16 protein-coding genes, 1 tRNA gene and 1 other annotated feature are annotated in these 14,850 nt (G+C 41.3%); of the genes, 8 read left to right on the forward strand and 9 right to left on the reverse strand.

What is annotated here, in order from left to right:
* Window positions 1-4: 4 nt before the first annotated feature.
* Window positions 5-254: a binding site (T-box leader), on the reverse strand.
* Between the two features lie 77 nt (window positions 255-331).
* The 3 genes from ACTW1R_RS14500 to ACTW1R_RS14510 are packed head-to-tail and all read right to left on the reverse strand — an operon-like array spanning window position 332 to window position 2,223.
* Window positions 332-670 (reverse strand): glycine cleavage system H family protein, encoded by a 339-nt coding sequence (locus tag ACTW1R_RS14500; protein WP_010749086.1) that lies wholly within the window; start codon window positions 668-670, stop codon window positions 332-334.
* Window positions 652-1,029 carry an arsenate reductase family protein gene (locus ACTW1R_RS14505; protein ID WP_005227914.1) on the reverse strand — a complete coding sequence of 126 codons (378 nt, stop codon included), beginning with the start codon at window positions 1,027-1,029 and terminating at the stop codon, window positions 652-654. Before ACTW1R_RS14505 ends, ACTW1R_RS14500 begins: the two co-directional genes overlap by 19 nt.
* 9 nt (window positions 1,030-1,038) lie before the next feature.
* Window positions 1,039-2,223, reverse strand: a complete 1,185-nt coding sequence (locus tag ACTW1R_RS14510; RefSeq protein WP_010749084.1) for an FtsW/RodA/SpoVE family cell cycle protein — start codon at window positions 2,221-2,223, stop codon at window positions 1,039-1,041.
* Window positions 2,224-2,676: 453 nt separating this feature from the next.
* Between ACTW1R_RS14510 and ACTW1R_RS14515 the strand changes: the two genes are divergently transcribed.
* Genes ACTW1R_RS14515 through ACTW1R_RS14545 form a run of 7 tightly spaced genes read left to right on the forward strand, consistent with a single transcriptional unit; the run spans window position 2,677 to window position 8,804 of the window.
* A complete protein-coding gene (locus ACTW1R_RS14515) occupies window positions 2,677-4,620 on the forward strand; it encodes a BglG family transcription antiterminator (protein WP_167821415.1) in 1,944 nt (647 codons plus the stop codon).
* Between the two features lie 2 nt (window positions 4,621-4,622).
* Window positions 4,623-5,078: a PTS sugar transporter subunit IIA gene (locus tag ACTW1R_RS14520; protein WP_005233600.1), complete on the forward strand. Its 456-nt coding sequence runs from the start codon at window positions 4,623-4,625 to the stop codon at window positions 5,076-5,078.
* A gap of 15 nt (window positions 5,079-5,093) precedes the next feature.
* Entirely contained in the window at window positions 5,094-6,431 is a 1,338-nt protein-coding gene (locus ACTW1R_RS14525) for a PTS galactitol transporter subunit IIC (RefSeq protein ID WP_074536139.1), read from the forward strand.
* Window positions 6,432-6,446: 15 nt separating this feature from the next.
* A complete protein-coding gene (locus ACTW1R_RS14530; RefSeq protein WP_015510443.1) occupies window positions 6,447-6,731 on the forward strand; it encodes a PTS sugar transporter subunit IIB in 285 nt (94 codons plus the stop codon).
* Between the two features lie 12 nt (window positions 6,732-6,743).
* The gene (locus ACTW1R_RS14535; protein WP_005227902.1) at window positions 6,744-7,592 is read left to right on the forward strand and encodes a class II fructose-bisphosphate aldolase; all 849 of its coding nucleotides are present in this window, start codon (window positions 6,744-6,746) and stop codon (window positions 7,590-7,592) included.
* Complete coding sequence (locus tag ACTW1R_RS14540; RefSeq protein ID WP_005227900.1) at window positions 7,592-8,284, forward strand: triose-phosphate isomerase; 693 nt, start codon at window positions 7,592-7,594, stop codon at window positions 8,282-8,284. Before ACTW1R_RS14535 ends, ACTW1R_RS14540 begins: the two co-directional genes overlap by 1 nt.
* A gap of 4 nt (window positions 8,285-8,288) precedes the next feature.
* On the forward strand, window positions 8,289-8,804 hold the full coding sequence (locus tag ACTW1R_RS14545) for a YjbQ family protein (RefSeq protein WP_005227898.1): 516 nt from the start codon (window positions 8,289-8,291) through the stop codon (window positions 8,802-8,804).
* 102 nt (window positions 8,805-8,906) lie between these two features.
* On the opposite strand, the gene ACTW1R_RS14550 is transcribed toward ACTW1R_RS14545, so the two are convergent.
* A tRNA-Thr gene (locus ACTW1R_RS14550) sits at window positions 8,907-8,979 on the reverse strand.
* A 126-nt stretch (window positions 8,980-9,105) separates the two neighbouring features.
* Between ACTW1R_RS14550 and ACTW1R_RS14555 the strand changes: the two genes are divergently transcribed.
* Window positions 9,106-9,342 carry a hypothetical protein gene (locus ACTW1R_RS14555; RefSeq protein ID WP_005227896.1) on the forward strand — a complete coding sequence of 79 codons (237 nt, stop codon included), beginning with the start codon at window positions 9,106-9,108 and terminating at the stop codon, window positions 9,340-9,342.
* Between the two features lie 173 nt (window positions 9,343-9,515).
* On the opposite strand, the gene upp is transcribed toward ACTW1R_RS14555, so the two are convergent.
* The 5 genes from upp to prfA form a co-directional block, all read right to left on the reverse strand.
* Window positions 9,516-10,145, reverse strand: a complete 630-nt coding sequence (upp, locus tag ACTW1R_RS14560; RefSeq protein WP_005227894.1) for a uracil phosphoribosyltransferase — start codon at window positions 10,143-10,145, stop codon at window positions 9,516-9,518.
* Window positions 10,146-10,393: 248 nt separating this feature from the next.
* Window positions 10,394-11,638 (reverse strand): serine hydroxymethyltransferase, encoded by a 1,245-nt coding sequence (gene glyA, locus ACTW1R_RS14565; RefSeq protein ID WP_489927308.1) that lies wholly within the window; start codon window positions 11,636-11,638, stop codon window positions 10,394-10,396.
* Between the two features lie 81 nt (window positions 11,639-11,719).
* Window positions 11,720-12,748, reverse strand: coding sequence for an L-threonylcarbamoyladenylate synthase (locus ACTW1R_RS14570; RefSeq protein ID WP_489927309.1), 1,029 nt, complete (start codon window positions 12,746-12,748; stop codon window positions 11,720-11,722).
* Window positions 12,749-12,924: 176 nt separating this feature from the next.
* The gene (gene prmC / locus ACTW1R_RS14575) at window positions 12,925-13,782 is read right to left on the reverse strand and encodes a peptide chain release factor N(5)-glutamine methyltransferase (protein WP_142965603.1); all 858 of its coding nucleotides are present in this window, start codon (window positions 13,780-13,782) and stop codon (window positions 12,925-12,927) included.
* The gene (gene prfA / locus ACTW1R_RS14580) at window positions 13,775-14,848 is read right to left on the reverse strand and encodes a peptide chain release factor 1 (RefSeq protein WP_005227884.1); all 1,074 of its coding nucleotides are present in this window, start codon (window positions 14,846-14,848) and stop codon (window positions 13,775-13,777) included. The genes prmC and prfA overlap by 8 nt, the downstream gene beginning before the upstream one ends.
* Window positions 14,849-14,850: the final 2 nt, after the last annotated feature.

A 14,850-nucleotide genomic window follows, 5' to 3' on the forward strand; every position in this document is an offset into this window, starting at 1 on the left:
TGTTACAAAGGACGAAAGCACAACTTCCGCGTTACCACCTTGATTTACTGTCGATTCGCATCAACAGCCTCGCTCAGTACTTGAATTGCTTCGCATACTGCTGCACTGTAACGGGTGCCTCCCGTGATAGGCTTGTTTCCACTCACCTATCATGCTCAAAGACCATCTTCCATCCTCTCTCCGTTGCCCATTTGCACCAAACAGGGCTCTCTGTGTACGTTAAGAACATGTACTCTTCTTTTCAAAGCATTCATTTATTGAGCAAATTATAGCAACGTCTTATCCGACTGTCAATTCTTTTTGAAAAAATAGTCGTTTTTACAGGTTTGACTTACAAGGCTTCAAATTGACTTGGGTCAACCTCTTTGAAGCTGACTAGCCAAGCGTTCATCTCGTCTTCATCATTTAAGGTATCAATCGATTGATCAATTTTTTCATTTACGGAAGAAATCACGCCCGTCAATGGACTTGGAAATTCACTGACTGCTTTTTCCGCTTCCAGCTCAACAAGGGTCTCTCCTTGTTTTAAAGCAGTTCCTGCTTTTTGAATCGAAGCAAACGTGACCGCACCAAGTTCTTCTTGCGCTTCTTTTGTTAAACCGACACAATATTCTTTCCCGTTAAACAAAACCCACAAATTATCTTTTTTTCTTAAGCATTTCTTTTCCATGATTCTAGTAAGACTCCTTCATATTCATTTTCTTTAAATCCATTAATCAAAAAGCGGTCGCCGCTAACCAGCAGTGGGCGCTTGATCAACATACCCTCGGTTGCCAGCACATCGGCTGCGTCTTGGGCAGTCATGGTCGGCACTTTTTCTTTTAATTGCAATTCACGGTATTTCATGCCGCTTGTGTTAAAGAAACGGGTTAACGGTGCTTCGCTTGATTGGATCCAAGCCAGCAATTGTTCCGGTTGAGGCGGTGTAGCTACCATATCGATCGCTTCAAAGGGAATCTCGTGCTCTTCTAACCAACGCTTCGCATTTCGGCATGTACTGCATTTTGGGTACCAATAAAATGTAATCATGTGAACTCCTTAAAGTGTTTTTGGTGCGGTCTCAGCTTGATAGCGCATCGATAAAATCAAACCGATCCCAATCATATTGCTTAATAGGGCAGATCCTCCTTGGCTAATAAACGGCAGTGGAATCCCCGTCAACGGTAAGAGACCGATATTTGCGCCAATGTTTTCGAACACATGGAAGAGAATCATCATAATGATCCCAGTTGCCAAGTAGGCATAAAATTCATTGTTGGTATCGAAACATACGCGGATCATTCGGTAAATCAAAATAAAATACAATAAAATGACAAACGCGCTGCCAATAAACCCAAAATTCTCACCGATCACCGAAAAAATCATATCGGATTCTCGGACTGGTACATACACATCGCTGACATTAAATCCTTTCCCAAACATCCCGCCAGAGGCGATCGCCATCAGAGCATACGCCAATTGGAAGGATTGCCCTTGGGTATCATGAAAAGGATCTAGCCACGAATCGATACGGGCGAATTGGTATTCTTTAAAGATTCCTGTATTGTACAGAAACTCGCGACCAACATCGGTAGTCACTAAGAAAATCGTTCCACCGCCGAGAATCACAAATGCCGCAATCACTGGCACGATGATTCGCCATGAGATCCCTGACATCAAGAAGACCCCACCGAAAATCGCTAGAAAGACCAACATCGTACCAAAGTCATTTTGTAAGGTGATCAGGATCAGGACTGGGATCGTGACGGCTAACATTTTTGCAATCAGTAACCCATCTGTTTTCAGATCCCGTTCCCGATGCTTGACATTGTGCTGCGTGACGACCAACGCCAACATCATGATATAGGCGATCTTCATCAATTCTGAAGGCTGCAAGGTAAAGGGACCAAAACTAAACCAGTTTTTCGACCCTGTCGAGGCAGCCATCGTCCGGTTGTAAAATTTCAGCAGCGCCAACATAACGGCTAGCCCAGCTCCATAAATATAGGGCGTCAATTTCCAGAGCCATTTTGATTTGATCTGCATGATAATGATCACGGCAACAACGCCTAACACATACCATAAAGCTTGAAACCCTAACATTCGCAGCATATTCGGGTTATTCGGATCGTGTGTCAGCGCCACATACAGGGACGCCAAACCAATCAGACATAATAAAAATACGGGTAGAATCACACCGTAGTCAATTCGATTATCGTTCGTTTTTATTCGTGAATTTTCCATGTCCACACTCTCTTCTGTAGAATCTTTATCCATTATAGTGATAATTGAGGAGAAAAGAAAGGATTGTCCATGAGCATTCACAAAAAATTTAGAAACTTTAATGATTTTCGGGAAAAGAGGGTTAAAAACAATCCAAAATTGTTTAGAATTACAACGAAATAATCGCTGAATTCGTCCATTCTTCTTATTAATCAAATACCTTGTTCTATGTGTTCTTCTTTATTTTTGATAAATCTTTGCTCTATGTAACAGAATAAAGCAACTTTAACTCCATGATAGATCCCCGCCTAGTTTTCGTTTCAAATAAATAGCAACAAATGACTACTTTTTACAAAATATAAATTGATATACGACAATCGTATTTACCACATTAATGTGGTAATGAAATGTTATTTACGCCACCATATAATTTCACTAGAATACAATTAAGGAAGCGCTTCCGGAGGTGAACGAATGATTTTAAGTAATCGAGAACAGCTACTGTTGCAATTGCTATTAGAACAAAAGGAGTTTCGCCCTGCATCTTTTTTTCAAAAGCAGTTAAATGTATCCCAAAAAACGGTTTATAACAATTTAACGACTTTAGAAAAGAAACTAAAAGATTCGGGACTAGCTATCAAAAAAGTACCAAGAAAAGGAATCTTTTTATCTGGTTCTGAATCAGCGAAACAGAATGGATATCGATTGTTAGCAAAAAAAGAGACTAAACTCGAACTATTTTCACCTAATTATCGTAAAATCTTTATTTTCGCTAACTATCTGTTTTCAGTAAAGCCAATGCACTATCAGGAATTCTCTGAATATTTTTATATTAGCAACCAGTCAATAAAGAAAGATGTTGATGAAATCGTTGCTTTCTGTCGATTCCATCACGTATCTACAAAAATGACTACTAGCGGACTCAAACTAACCTCAGTTGAATCTGCTACTCAAAACGTATTCAAATCTTTTTTAGAGCAGTATACCGACGCCAAAGCCAGTGAAAATCTTTTGGTCAACAATCTCTTTGACTCTAAGGTACTCGATTTAACGAAGAAATTTGTCTCAGATATGTCTCAAACAATCGGCCATCCAGTCAATAATTATTCTATTGAATCCTTGAAGCTTTCATTGCGAATTTTTCTTTCAAGACTTCTTATAGATAAACACATTGAAAAACAAGAGCATCTAGTATTTGACGAACTTAGACGAATGAAATTCTATATGATCGCGGTTGATTTTTCTGAAATGATCCAACACCAACTACCTGTTCAATTTAGTGATACAGATATTCAATATGTATGTTCCCTGTTATTAGCACACGGTATCGAACCTTTTGGACAAATGGATGAGCCTCACGAATCTACTATCACAAATTGTACGAAACAAATTATTCAAAAAATGTCACATATGTTAAACGCAGATCTGACACAAGATAAATTATTACTGCAAACATTATTGGCTCATATCGTTCCCATGATCCATCGATCAAAGACAGGAATTTTATTGAAAAACCCACTGATAAAAAGTATCAAAAAACAATACTCAACAATGTATACATTGACCAAATATGCAATTGGAGATTTAGAGGAGCGATTTCAAATCTTATTAACAGAAGACGAAGTTTCTTTTCTGACGATCCATTTTCAGTTAGCCTTTGAAAAGATAAAAATTACTAACCATATACTAATTGTTTGCCAATCAGGTTTTGCTACATCGGAGTTGATTTTTAACCGTATCAAACAGACGATCGCTGCTGATACCGTATTGGAGATCATTCCTTTAAGTAAACTGGCCAGTACATCTCTTGAGACTGTTGATCTGATCATATCAACTATTCCATTGGACATTACAGCACCGCCAGTTATTTATATTTCGCCGCTTCCTACTACCGAAGAAATAGGAAGAATCTCAGCAAAGATATCTAATCTTAATGAGAATGAGAAAAATTTTTACTCAAAAAAATACCAGAAAACGACTTTATTACAAAAATATTTAGATCCTACTTTCCTTTTTGTCAAAAAAAAGTTTCGAACAAAAAAAGATGTACTGGATTTTTTAGCAGATGATTATCTGAAAAAAAAGCTTGTTACAACAAAATTTAAGCATTCTCTATTTGAACGAGAGGAACTAGGAAGCACTGGCTTAAAGACGGGAGTAGCCATTCCACATGCTGATCCACATACAGTGAAAGAAACAAAACTTGCTTTTCTCACCCTCGATGCGCCAATTACTTGGGGAGACACAAAAATCCAACTAATTGTTTTGCTTGCGATTGCTGAAGAAAACATGATCGAGGCAAAAGAGTTGATCGCTTCGATTTACGGATTGTTTAACTCAGCCGAAGAAATTCAATGGATCGTTAATAGTCAAACGCAAGAAGAACTGTATCAAAGATTGTTAAGAGGAGGAAATTGATCATGTTTTTTGATCACCAAATCGTGTTACTTGAAAAAGATTCTAAAACAAAAGAGGAAGCTTTTCGACTATTAGCAGACGAACTCATCAAAACTCATTGTGTAAATGATCAGTTCTATCAAAATATCGTACAGCGAGAAGAAACCTTTCCTACAGGTTTAAAAATTAACGGCATTGGGGTAGCGATCCCACACACGGACAGCAAATTTGTTTTACGATCCCAAGTCGCTTTTATGTCACTTGCCTCTCCCCTTTCATTTATTGAAATGGGTTCACAAGAAAAGAAAATCGATGTATCCCTGTTGTTCATGCTTGCACTGAAGGAACCACATGAGCAATTGGGTATGCTGCAAAATCTTATCTCTATGTTTCAAACACCCGGGGTTTTGGAAGCCCTATCCTCAGTAACGACTAAAGAAGCGTATCTTTCGATTATTGAAAAAAATGGACTGCAATAAAAAGGAGGAACAATTATGTTAAATGCATTACAGTGGTTCGTTGATCTAGGTTCAATCGTTGTTTTGCCGATTTTAATTTTTATTTTTGGAATAATTTTGGGGACAAAACCTAGCAAAGCCTTTACTTCAGCCTTAACTGTTGGTGTTGGGTTTGTTGGATTGAATTTGGTGATTGACCTTCTAAGCAGCAGTTTGGGTCCCGCAGCACAGCATATGGTTGAACGTTTAGGATTAAATTTGACAACGATTGATGTCGGATGGCCTGCCGCAGCGGCAATTTCTTACGGGACGATTTTAGGAAGTCTTGCGATTCCGATTGGTGTGGTCCTAAATGTTCTACTCATCATTTTAGGGCTGACTAAAGTATTGAATGTAGATATTTGGAATATTTGGCACGCAGCCTTCATCTCTTCTCTGATTTATGCCCTCACTGGAGATTTTGCAATGGGAATCGCGGCGACCGTCATCTATTTGATGATGATTCTTTTAATGGGAGATATTTTAGGTCCGATCATTAATAAGTTCTACGGATTTCCTAATATTACTTTTCCTCATGGTACCGCCGCACCAGGATTCATCTTTGCACTACCGATGAATTGGCTCTTTGATCGTATTCCAGGACTAAAAGATTGGAAAGCAGATCCAGAAACCATTCAGAAAAAATTTGGTGTCTTTGGCGACTCTACTGTTATGGGCTTTTTGATTGGTCTTATCATGGGAATACTTGCCGGATATGACACAGCAGGGGTCGGCCAATTAGCCGTCCAAACAGGCGCTGTGATGGTTTTGATGCCCAAAATGGTGGCTTTACTGATGGAAGGTCTAACGCCTATTTCTGAATCTGCAAATGAATTCGTCAAAAAACGGTTTCCTGGAAGAGAGCTTTACATCGGTATGGATGCAGCATTATCGGTTGGTCATCCAGCTGTCCTTTCTTCCTCATTGCTTTTAGTTCCGATCACTATTTTGTTAGCCGTAGTTCTACCTGGCAATACGACCTTGCCTTTTGGTGATTTAGCAACTATTCCCTTTCTGATTTGCTTGATGGCTGCTGTTTTTGGAGGAAACATCATTCGAACAGTAATTGCTGGAACGATTTATATGGTAAGCATTCTATATATTACTTCGTGGGCAGCACCGCTTGTCACTACTGCTGCTCGATCCGCAAACTTTGATCTACAAGGAAACTCTATGATCACTGCTATGGCTGAAGGTGGTTTATGGACCACATTCCTTTATGTCGGCTTAACCAAAATATTAAGCTGGGGCGGTTTAGCCATAATTGGCATCTCTGTTTTGTTTGGATTGATTTATGTAAATAAAATTCGTCCCAAGAAACAAACATCGAAATAATAGGAGGAAATGATAATGAAAAAATTACTGATTATGTGTGGTACAGGTGTTGCAACTTCAACAATTGTAACAAATAAAGTAAAAGAATGGCTGAAAGAAAAAGGATTAACTGATCAAGTGAAACTGTATCAATCCAAAGTGGCAGATGAGATGAATAAAATTGATAACTATGACATCGTGGTGAGTACAACGGTTGTTCCAGACTCAATCAAAGATCGTGTAATTATGGGGCTACCGCTCTTAACAGGGATTGGTACAGAAGAGATGTACGCGGAAATCGAAAAGAAAATCAAAGAGTAAGGAGAATGCCCTATGTTGGTCACAACAAAAGAACTATTCGCACATGCAGAAAAACACAACTATGCATTACCCGCAGCAAATTTTTTCGACTTAACTAGTGCAAGAACATACGCGGAAACTGCTGAAAGTTTGAACAAACCTTTGATATTGGCCTTCGCTCAATCCCATATGAACATGTTGACTTTAGAAGAGGCTGCCATGATTGGAAAATTTTTAGCAAAAAAAAGCACTACACCTATCGCTCTGCACCTAGATCACGGTACCGATGAAGAGGTCATCAAAAGAGCCATTCATTTAGGTTTTACTTCCGTAATGATCGACGCTTCTGAGGAGTCATTCGAAGAAAATGTCCGTCGGTCAAAGGAGATCGCCGATTACGCTCATAAAAATGGTGTCGTTGTTGAAGCGGAAATCGGGCACGTTGGGTCGGAAAACAGTCTGGAATCAGCCCTAAATAGTCAATCTATTTACACAGAACCTTCTGAGGCTGTTGCATTTGCCAAATTAACCGGTGTTGATTCGTTGGCAGTTTCTATTGGCACCTCTCACGGACATTATCAAGGGATACCCAAAATAAATTTTGACGTTTTAAATGAAATACACCATGCCGTCAATGTTCCTCTTGTTCTGCATGGCGGATCCTCTTCTGGCGATGAAAACCTTGAAAAATGTGCCTTAGAAGGTATCCGTAAAATAAATATTTTTACGGACTTCGTCACTGCTGCTATGAATGAAATTCACAAAAATCAACCAAATGACTATTTCGATCTACTTCACTCAGCAAGCAATGGAATGTCCAAGACACTCGAGCACTATTTTAAAGTCTTTCATACCAAATCTTATCGTGAAGGAGAAAGCTAATGAAAAAAAGAACTTTAAGAACGCCGTTCTTTGTCGTCAATCCCAAAGCCTATCTTTATGGAAAACAAGCATTGGCATTGGCAAAAGCTGCTGATGAGTTGTCGTCTTTATATGACATCGACATTCTATTTACTGTGCAGCAAGCAGACGTTTCTCTAATTAAACAAGCAACAACATATTTATTCATCACTGTTCAACATTTAGACGGAATCGAAATCGGTCGAGGAATGGGTTATGTTTTACCCGAAGCAGTGGCAGAAGCCGGTGCTGAAGCTACCTTTTTAAACCATGCTGAACACCCCATGACATTGCAAGAACTGACGAAAGCGATGCAACGCTCAAATGAATTGGGAATTTTAACAATTGTTTGTGCGAATTCATTGACTGAAGCAAGATCCGCAGCTTCCCTAAAACCCGATGTGATGGTTTGCGAGCCAACAGAACTAATTGGAACAGGACAAACCAGTGATCTTCAATACATGACGGAAACAAATCGTGTTGTTCGTGAAATTGATCCAGAAATCCTAATTCTGCAGGCAGCTGGTATATCTAGTGCTGTCGATGTTGAAAAAGCTTTGTCGTCAGGGGCTGATGGCACTGGTGGGACAAGCGGCATTGTGCAAGCAGAAGATCCAGTTCAAACCCTTACAGAAATGATCAAACAAGCGGTGAAGTATAAAAAGGAGGATTAACACTGTGAAATTTTTAAAAGAGCAATTGACGTTAACTTCTAACGGGAATCGAGTATCTTACCACAACATCACAGAAGAAGTGAAAACGATGGTTGAAAAAAGTGGAATTTCAAATGGAATCTGTCTCGTACAGTCTCCTCATACGACCTGTTCGGTTATCTTTGAAGAATACATGCATGATACAGACTTTAACGGAGATGAATTTCTTCAAGTTGATTTAAACCGAATTCTCGATAAGATTATTCCTCGTGAGTTATCAGAAAATACCGATTACCGTTATCCTGGACCAAAGCATTTAGAATTTTTGATGAGTCTGGACGATCCAAACTACCCAACAGATCCAGCAACGATTTTAAACGGCGATGCACATATTCGCTCGAGTTTTTTCGGTGCAAGCGAAAGCTTTATTTTAAGTAACGGCAAGCTAGAGATCGGTTCAGTAGGCTATATCTATTTTGTTGATTTCGATCAAAATCGTGTGCGAAATAGGACATGCCATGTAATGCTAATGGGCGAATAAAAACAGTTACCGGGTAAACCAGGAAAAATTGAGATTACTTATCGCATGCAAAAGAAAAACCATGAATCCTCTAAAAGAAGATTCATGGTTTTTCATTTCTTATGCCAGCTGCAGGATTCGAACCTGTGACCTACGCGTTACGAGTGCGTTGCTCTACCAACTGAGCTAAGCTGGCGTTGTATGGCACAAAGAAAATTATATGCAAAAACGGTTGTTTTGTAAAGAGGTCTGCTGAAAAAAATCTACTTACTGAAATTTTCCGAAAATTGTGATATAATAGAAGTATCAAGGAGGTTTTTACATGGCAACATTTGGTAAATTCGAAACAACAATTGTCCCGTCACAAGAAGGTTCAACGTTTGAGGTCGCTACTCCTGTCATGTTCACGTTCCATGGGAAGAAACAAACTGGTACCATCACAAAGCAGTTGAAAAACTCTGCGGTGGTCGAGCTGAACGAAACCCCAGAAAACCAGAAATTAGTTTCGCAAAGTAATGGTGTATTGATCATCAATTACAAACAATTAACCAAACTATAACCCGTTTAATGCAAGGAGAAAATCAGTTGATTTTCTCCTTTTTTCATGGTCTGATTTTTTAAAAAGCACAAAAAAGCCATGGAAGAAGATCGAACCGTTTTGGCTGTCGATCTTCTTCCAAGGCATCATTGGCGAGGCAAAACTTCAGTTGCCTTTGTCTTATTTGTATTGATTTATTTTGTACCGAATAGACGGTCACCAGCATCGCCCAAACCAGGAACGATATAGCCGTGTTCATTTAGGCGTTCATCAAGATTTGCAGTATAGATGTCAACATCTGGATGGGCATCTTGCAATGCTTTCACGCCTTCTGGTGCAGCAACTAAGCAGACGAATTTCATGTTTGAAGCGCCGCGTTTTTTCAGTGCATCGATCGCCATGATCGCTGAACCGCCCGTAGCTAACATTGGGTCAACGATAAATAATTGACGTTCATCGATGTCTTCAGGTAATTTTACGAAGTATTCGTGTGGTTCTAGCGTTTCTTCATCACGGTACATCCCGATATGGCCAACTTTTGCGGCTGGGATCAATTCAAGGATACCATCAACCATGCCTAGACCTGCACGCAGGATCGGAATGATCGCTACCTTTTTACCAGATAGTGTTTTTTGTGTTGATTCTTCAATTGGTGTTTCAATCACTAGATCTTCAAGCGGCATGTCGCGAGACACTTCATACGCCATCAACATTGCGATTTCATTAACAACTTCACGGAAAACCTTTGTTCCACAGTTCTTGTCGCGGATCATTGTTAATTTGTGTTGGATCAGCGGGTGATCGATTACTTGAAATTTACCCATTTAAAAAAATCTCCTTTGGTTTTTCTCTTATTTTAAAGCAAATCGGCTCTTGTTACAACCATCTGCCACAGGCAATACTGCTTTTCCTCAAAAAAAGGATTGTGTTAGAAGGAAGGAGACAAGACGGCATGAAAAGCGCCTCTGCGTTCATTCTAGCCCCTTTTTCACTTTCGGTGATCAAAGAGCTGTAGCGCAGGAAAAACGCGTGAGACGTCTTGTCTGACCTTAACTTCTGTCACAGTCCCCTTTTATTTATTTTTATAAAGTGGATAGTTGTCCGTCAATTCTTTGACTTGCGCCGTGACTTCTGCCAAAACGGCTTCATCATTTGGTTTTTCTAAAACTTTGACGATCAATTTCGCCACTTCGACACAATCTTCTTCTTTAAAGCCGCGACTAGTGATCGCTGGTGTCCCCACGCGAATTCCACTCGTTTTGAAAGGACTTAATGATTCGAAAGGAATCGAGTTTTTATTGACGGTGATATTGACTTGATCCAGCAAAGCTTCTGCTTCTTTGCCGTTCAAATCAAAGCCGCGCACATCGATCAATAATAGGTGATTGTCTGTTGCACCAGAGACCAAGCGGGCTTGTGGTGCTTGGTTGAAGACTTTCGCCATTGCTTGTGCATTGCGGATGACTTGCTCAGAGTACTCTTTGAACGACTCATCTTGTGCTTCTTTAAAAGCAACAGCTTTCGCTGCGATCACGTGCTCTAATGGGCCGCCTTGGATACCAGGGAAAACGGCACTATTGATTTTTTTCGCTAAGTCTTCATCATTTGTTAAAATCAAGCCGCCTCGAGGGCCGCGTAATGTTTTATGGGTCGTAGAAGTCGTGATGTCCGCATAAAGAACTGGGTTTGGATGAAGACCAGCCGCTACTAAACCAGCGATATGCGCCATATCCACCATCAATTTTGCGCCAACTTCATCAGCGATTTCACGGAACTTCGCAAAATCGATCGTACGTGAGTAAGCACTGGCACCAGCAACGATCAGTTTCGGTTGATGCTTACGCGCCAAAATACGAACGACATTGTAGTCGATGACTTCTGTTGCAGGATCAACACCATAACTAACAAAATTATAGGTCTTGCCGCTGAAATTCACTGGTGAGCCATGAGTCAAATGACCGCCTGCGGAAAGATCCATCCCTAATACTGTATCGCCTGTTTCGATCAACGCTAAATAAGCTGCTGTGTTGGCTTGAGAACCAGAATGCGGTTGAACATTGGCATATGCCGCACCGAAAATACTTTTCGCCCGTTCAATTGCTAAGTTTTCTACCACATCAACAAATTCACAACCGCCATAGTAACGACGACCTGGATAACCCTCAGCGTATTTATTTGTCAAAATACTACCTTGCGCAGCCATTACACCTTCTGAAACGATATTTTCAGACGCAATCAATTCCAAATTGTTTTGTTGACGATTCGTTTCTTTTTCGATCGCTTGCCACAATTCGGGATCAAACGTTTGATAATCCATGCTTACAACACCCCTTTACCTTAATGGTAGCATTGTATCACATTTCTTCATAAGCTACCTATAATGAATTCTGGTTTTTTGCTAATTTTCTTGAAAGAAACTTTGATTTGCAGCTTTTTTCAACCGATTCATATAAGCAGCCCCTAAGCCGCTTTCTGGAAACGTGGGTGCAAATAAGACATCTAACTCAGCAATCGATTCATCTAACGCCCGTAAACCAGCAAACAGCCCTTTTGTCGCGGCTTCCACACTGTCATCAAAAAATAAATAGATGGCTGCAGCTTCAAAGCGGACTTGCTCGGCGATCGTTGGTCCAGCTAAAACCCCTATCTTAAACTGCTGTTCTTTTGCCCAAGCCATGGCTGCCGGCCAATCTTGGTCATTGACCATCATGACGTTGGTATTCGGTGCATAGTGCTTGTATTTCATGCCCGGCGCTTTGGGTGCTTCACTTTCTGTTACTAGGTGCTGATCGACGAGGACTTTTGTTTGTAAAACTGCTTCAAGCTGTTCTTTAGAGATCGCACCAGGACGTAAGATGATCGGCGGCGCCGTTGGGTCACTCAAATCTAAGACCGTTGATTCGACACCGATCTGCGTCACCCCATCATCCAAGATGCCAGCGATTTTGCCTGCCAGATCATGCTGAACATGCGCAGCTGATGTTGGGCTTGGTTTACCAGATGTATTCGCGCTAGGACCAACCAATGGCTGTTGGGCTTGCTTGATCAACGCTAACGTCTTGGTGTTGTTTGGCATCCGAAAAGCCGCTGTGGATAAGCCGCCAGTAACAATGCTAGGTAAACTGTCTTTTTTGATCGAAAAGATCAAGGTTAAGGGCCCAGGCCAGAAAGTTTCCATCAATTTATCAGCAAAAGGATGCTTGTTATCCACAAACGGTTCCAACTGCTCTGGCTCGGCAATATGAACGATCAAAGGGTTGTCACTAGGTCGCCCTTTGACTTGATATACTTGCGCAACAGCCGTGGGCAAAAGCGCGCTAGCCCCTAGTCCATAGACGGTTTCCGTCGGGAACGCCACCAATCCCCCCTCAGCTAAAATAGCTGCTGCTTCGTTCAACTGTGTTTGATCAAAAATTTTTGTTTCCACAATTTATCCACATCCTTTTTTGAGAAGTTTCCACACTTATCAACATTTTCTCGTTTCTTTTCCACATTTTGTGGAAAAGTCGTTTGTCAAGTGTGGATAACCCTGTTTATAACTCGGTTTATTTAGAAGTCGTTCATTTCATAAGGTTTTTGCAATTTTTCTGTAGCAAAAAAAATTTATTTATCCACATCTTGTGGATGACTGACGAACACCATCCGGTCTTGACCCGCAAGATCTTTTACTACGGTGACTTCTTTGTTGGGAAAAGCGGCTGCAAAAAGCTGTTGAACAGCTAACCCTTGCTGAAAGCCGATTTCTAGCGCCATTTGCCCGTTAGGCGCCAAACAATTCGGTGCTTGCTGTGCCAATTGCTTATAGATCGCCAATCCTTGTTCTTGAGCAAAAAGCGCCATTTTAGGCTCTTTTTCTCTTACGCTGATATCCATCAGCGGCCACTCTTCAGCGCTGATATACGGCGGGTTGGAAACGATCAGATCCCATTGCTGATCTGCCACGGGTTCTAAGGTATCTCCTTGGAAAAAGCGGATCTCTGCGTCTAAGGCTGCCGCATTTTCTTTAGCAACGGCTAATGCCTCTGCTGAAAGATCCACGGCACTTACGGCCCACTGCGGACGTGCCAATTTTAAGGCAATGGCGATCGCTCCAGTACCTGTGCCGATGTCTACGACTCGCAGCGGCTGATCTGCTGGTAATTTTGCCAAACACTTTTCCACCAGCTCTTCGGTTTCTGGACGCGGGATCAAGGTTGCAGGGGTCACTTTTAAGCGATGCCCATAAAATTCTTCATACCCTAATAAATATTGCGGTGGTTCATGCTGCAGCAGCTGCTCAAGATCTGCTGCGATCTGTGCCTCATCTTCCCTTAAGATGGGTTGGTCCATCTGCAGCAGCCAATCGAGTTGCTGCCAGTTTTTTCGCTGTAAAAACAGGTATTGGATCGCATACCCGTCCAGCCCTTTCGTTTCTAAAAAAGAAGAAGCCCGTGAAAGGACTTCTCGATAGGTTTTAGCCATTTTGCATCTCATCTAATTTTGATGTTTGATCGTAAACGATCAGTGCATCAACAATTTCATCGAGTTTTCCAGCTAAAATTTGATCCAATTTTTGAATAGTCAACCCGATACGGTGATCTGTTACGCGGTTTTGCGGGAAGTTATAGGTGCGAATCCGTTCAGAACGATCGCCGGTACCCACTGCTGATTTACGGTTTGCGTCGTATTCACTTTGTGCTTCTTGCTGCATTTGGTCATAGACCCGTGCCCGCAAGACTTTCATCGCTTTCTCACGGTTTTTCAGCTGTGAACGCTCATCTTGCATCGCAACAGCGATCCCTGTTGGCAAGTGCGTCAGACGAACAGCAGAAGCTGTTTTGTTGACGTGCTGACCACCAGCACCAGAGGCATGGTAAATATCGGTCCGAATATCTTTGTCTGCGATATCGATTTCGACTTCTTCAGCTTCGGGCATAACCACGACCGTTGCCGTAGACGTATGGATTCGGCCTTGTGATTCGGTAGATGGTACCCGCTGCACTCGGTGGGCGCCGCTCTCATATTTCAATTTTGAAAAGACGTTGTCGCCGGTGATCATCATGATGACTTCTTTGTAGCCGCCGATCCCAGTGACGTTGGCATCCATGACTTCGACTTTCCAGCCTTGGTTTTCCGCATATTTTTGATACATATTGAAAAGATCGCCAGCAAATAAGGCTGCTTCATCGCCGCCTGCTGCACCACGGATCTCCATGATGATGTTTTTGTCATCATTCGGATCTTTTGGCAATAACAAGATTTTGATGCGTTCTTCTAAAACATCTTTTTCTTTTTTCAAGTCAGAGAGTTCTTCTTTGGCCATCTCTGCCATTTCCGCATCAAGGTTTTCCCCAAGCATTTCTTCGGTATCCTTGATTCCCTCAACGACTTCTTTGTAACGACGGTAGACTTCCACCGTTTCCCGTGTATTGGCTTCTTCTTTTGAAAGCTGCATGAAGCGTTTGGTGTCAGAGATCACGGCTGGATCACTAAGTAATTCGCCTAATTCTTCGTAACGGTCTTCGATTGCTTGTAACTGATCGTACATTG

It is taken from the genome of Enterococcus sp. R12 (assembly GCF_058135755.1).

Bases quoted from the DNA above. Each gene is read 5' to 3' on its own strand.
- ACTW1R_RS14500 (WP_010749086.1), bottom strand. From the start codon at position 670: ATGGAAAAGAAATGCTTAAGAAAAAAAGATAATTTGTGGGTTTTGTTT.
- ACTW1R_RS14505 (WP_005227914.1), bottom strand. From the start codon at position 1,029: ATGATTACATTTTATTGGTACCCAAAATGCAGTACATGCCGAAATGCG.
- ACTW1R_RS14510 (WP_010749084.1), bottom strand. From the start codon at position 2,223: ATGGAAAATTCACGAATAAAAACGAACGATAATCGAATTGACTACGGT.
- ACTW1R_RS14515 (WP_167821415.1), top strand. From the start codon at position 2,677: ATGATTTTAAGTAATCGAGAACAGCTACTGTTGCAATTGCTATTAGAA.
- ACTW1R_RS14520 (WP_005233600.1), top strand. From the start codon at position 4,623: ATGTTTTTTGATCACCAAATCGTGTTACTTGAAAAAGATTCTAAAACA.
- ACTW1R_RS14525 (WP_074536139.1), top strand. From the start codon at position 5,094: ATGTTAAATGCATTACAGTGGTTCGTTGATCTAGGTTCAATCGTTGTT.
- ACTW1R_RS14530 (WP_015510443.1), top strand. From the start codon at position 6,447: ATGAAAAAATTACTGATTATGTGTGGTACAGGTGTTGCAACTTCAACA.
- ACTW1R_RS14535 (WP_005227902.1), top strand. From the start codon at position 6,744: ATGTTGGTCACAACAAAAGAACTATTCGCACATGCAGAAAAACACAAC.
- ACTW1R_RS14540 (WP_005227900.1), top strand. From the start codon at position 7,592: ATGAAAAAAAGAACTTTAAGAACGCCGTTCTTTGTCGTCAATCCCAAA.
- ACTW1R_RS14555 (WP_005227896.1), top strand. From the start codon at position 9,106: ATGGCAACATTTGGTAAATTCGAAACAACAATTGTCCCGTCACAAGAA.
- upp (WP_005227894.1), bottom strand. From the start codon at position 10,145: ATGGGTAAATTTCAAGTAATCGATCACCCGCTGATCCAACACAAATTA.
- glyA (WP_489927308.1), bottom strand. From the start codon at position 11,638: ATGGATTATCAAACGTTTGATCCCGAATTGTGGCAAGCGATCGAAAAA.
- prmC (WP_142965603.1), bottom strand. From the start codon at position 13,782: ATGGCTAAAACCTATCGAGAAGTCCTTTCACGGGCTTCTTCTTTTTTA.
- prfA (WP_005227884.1), bottom strand. From the start codon at position 14,848: ATGTACGATCAGTTACAAGCAATCGAAGACCGTTACGAAGAATTAGGC.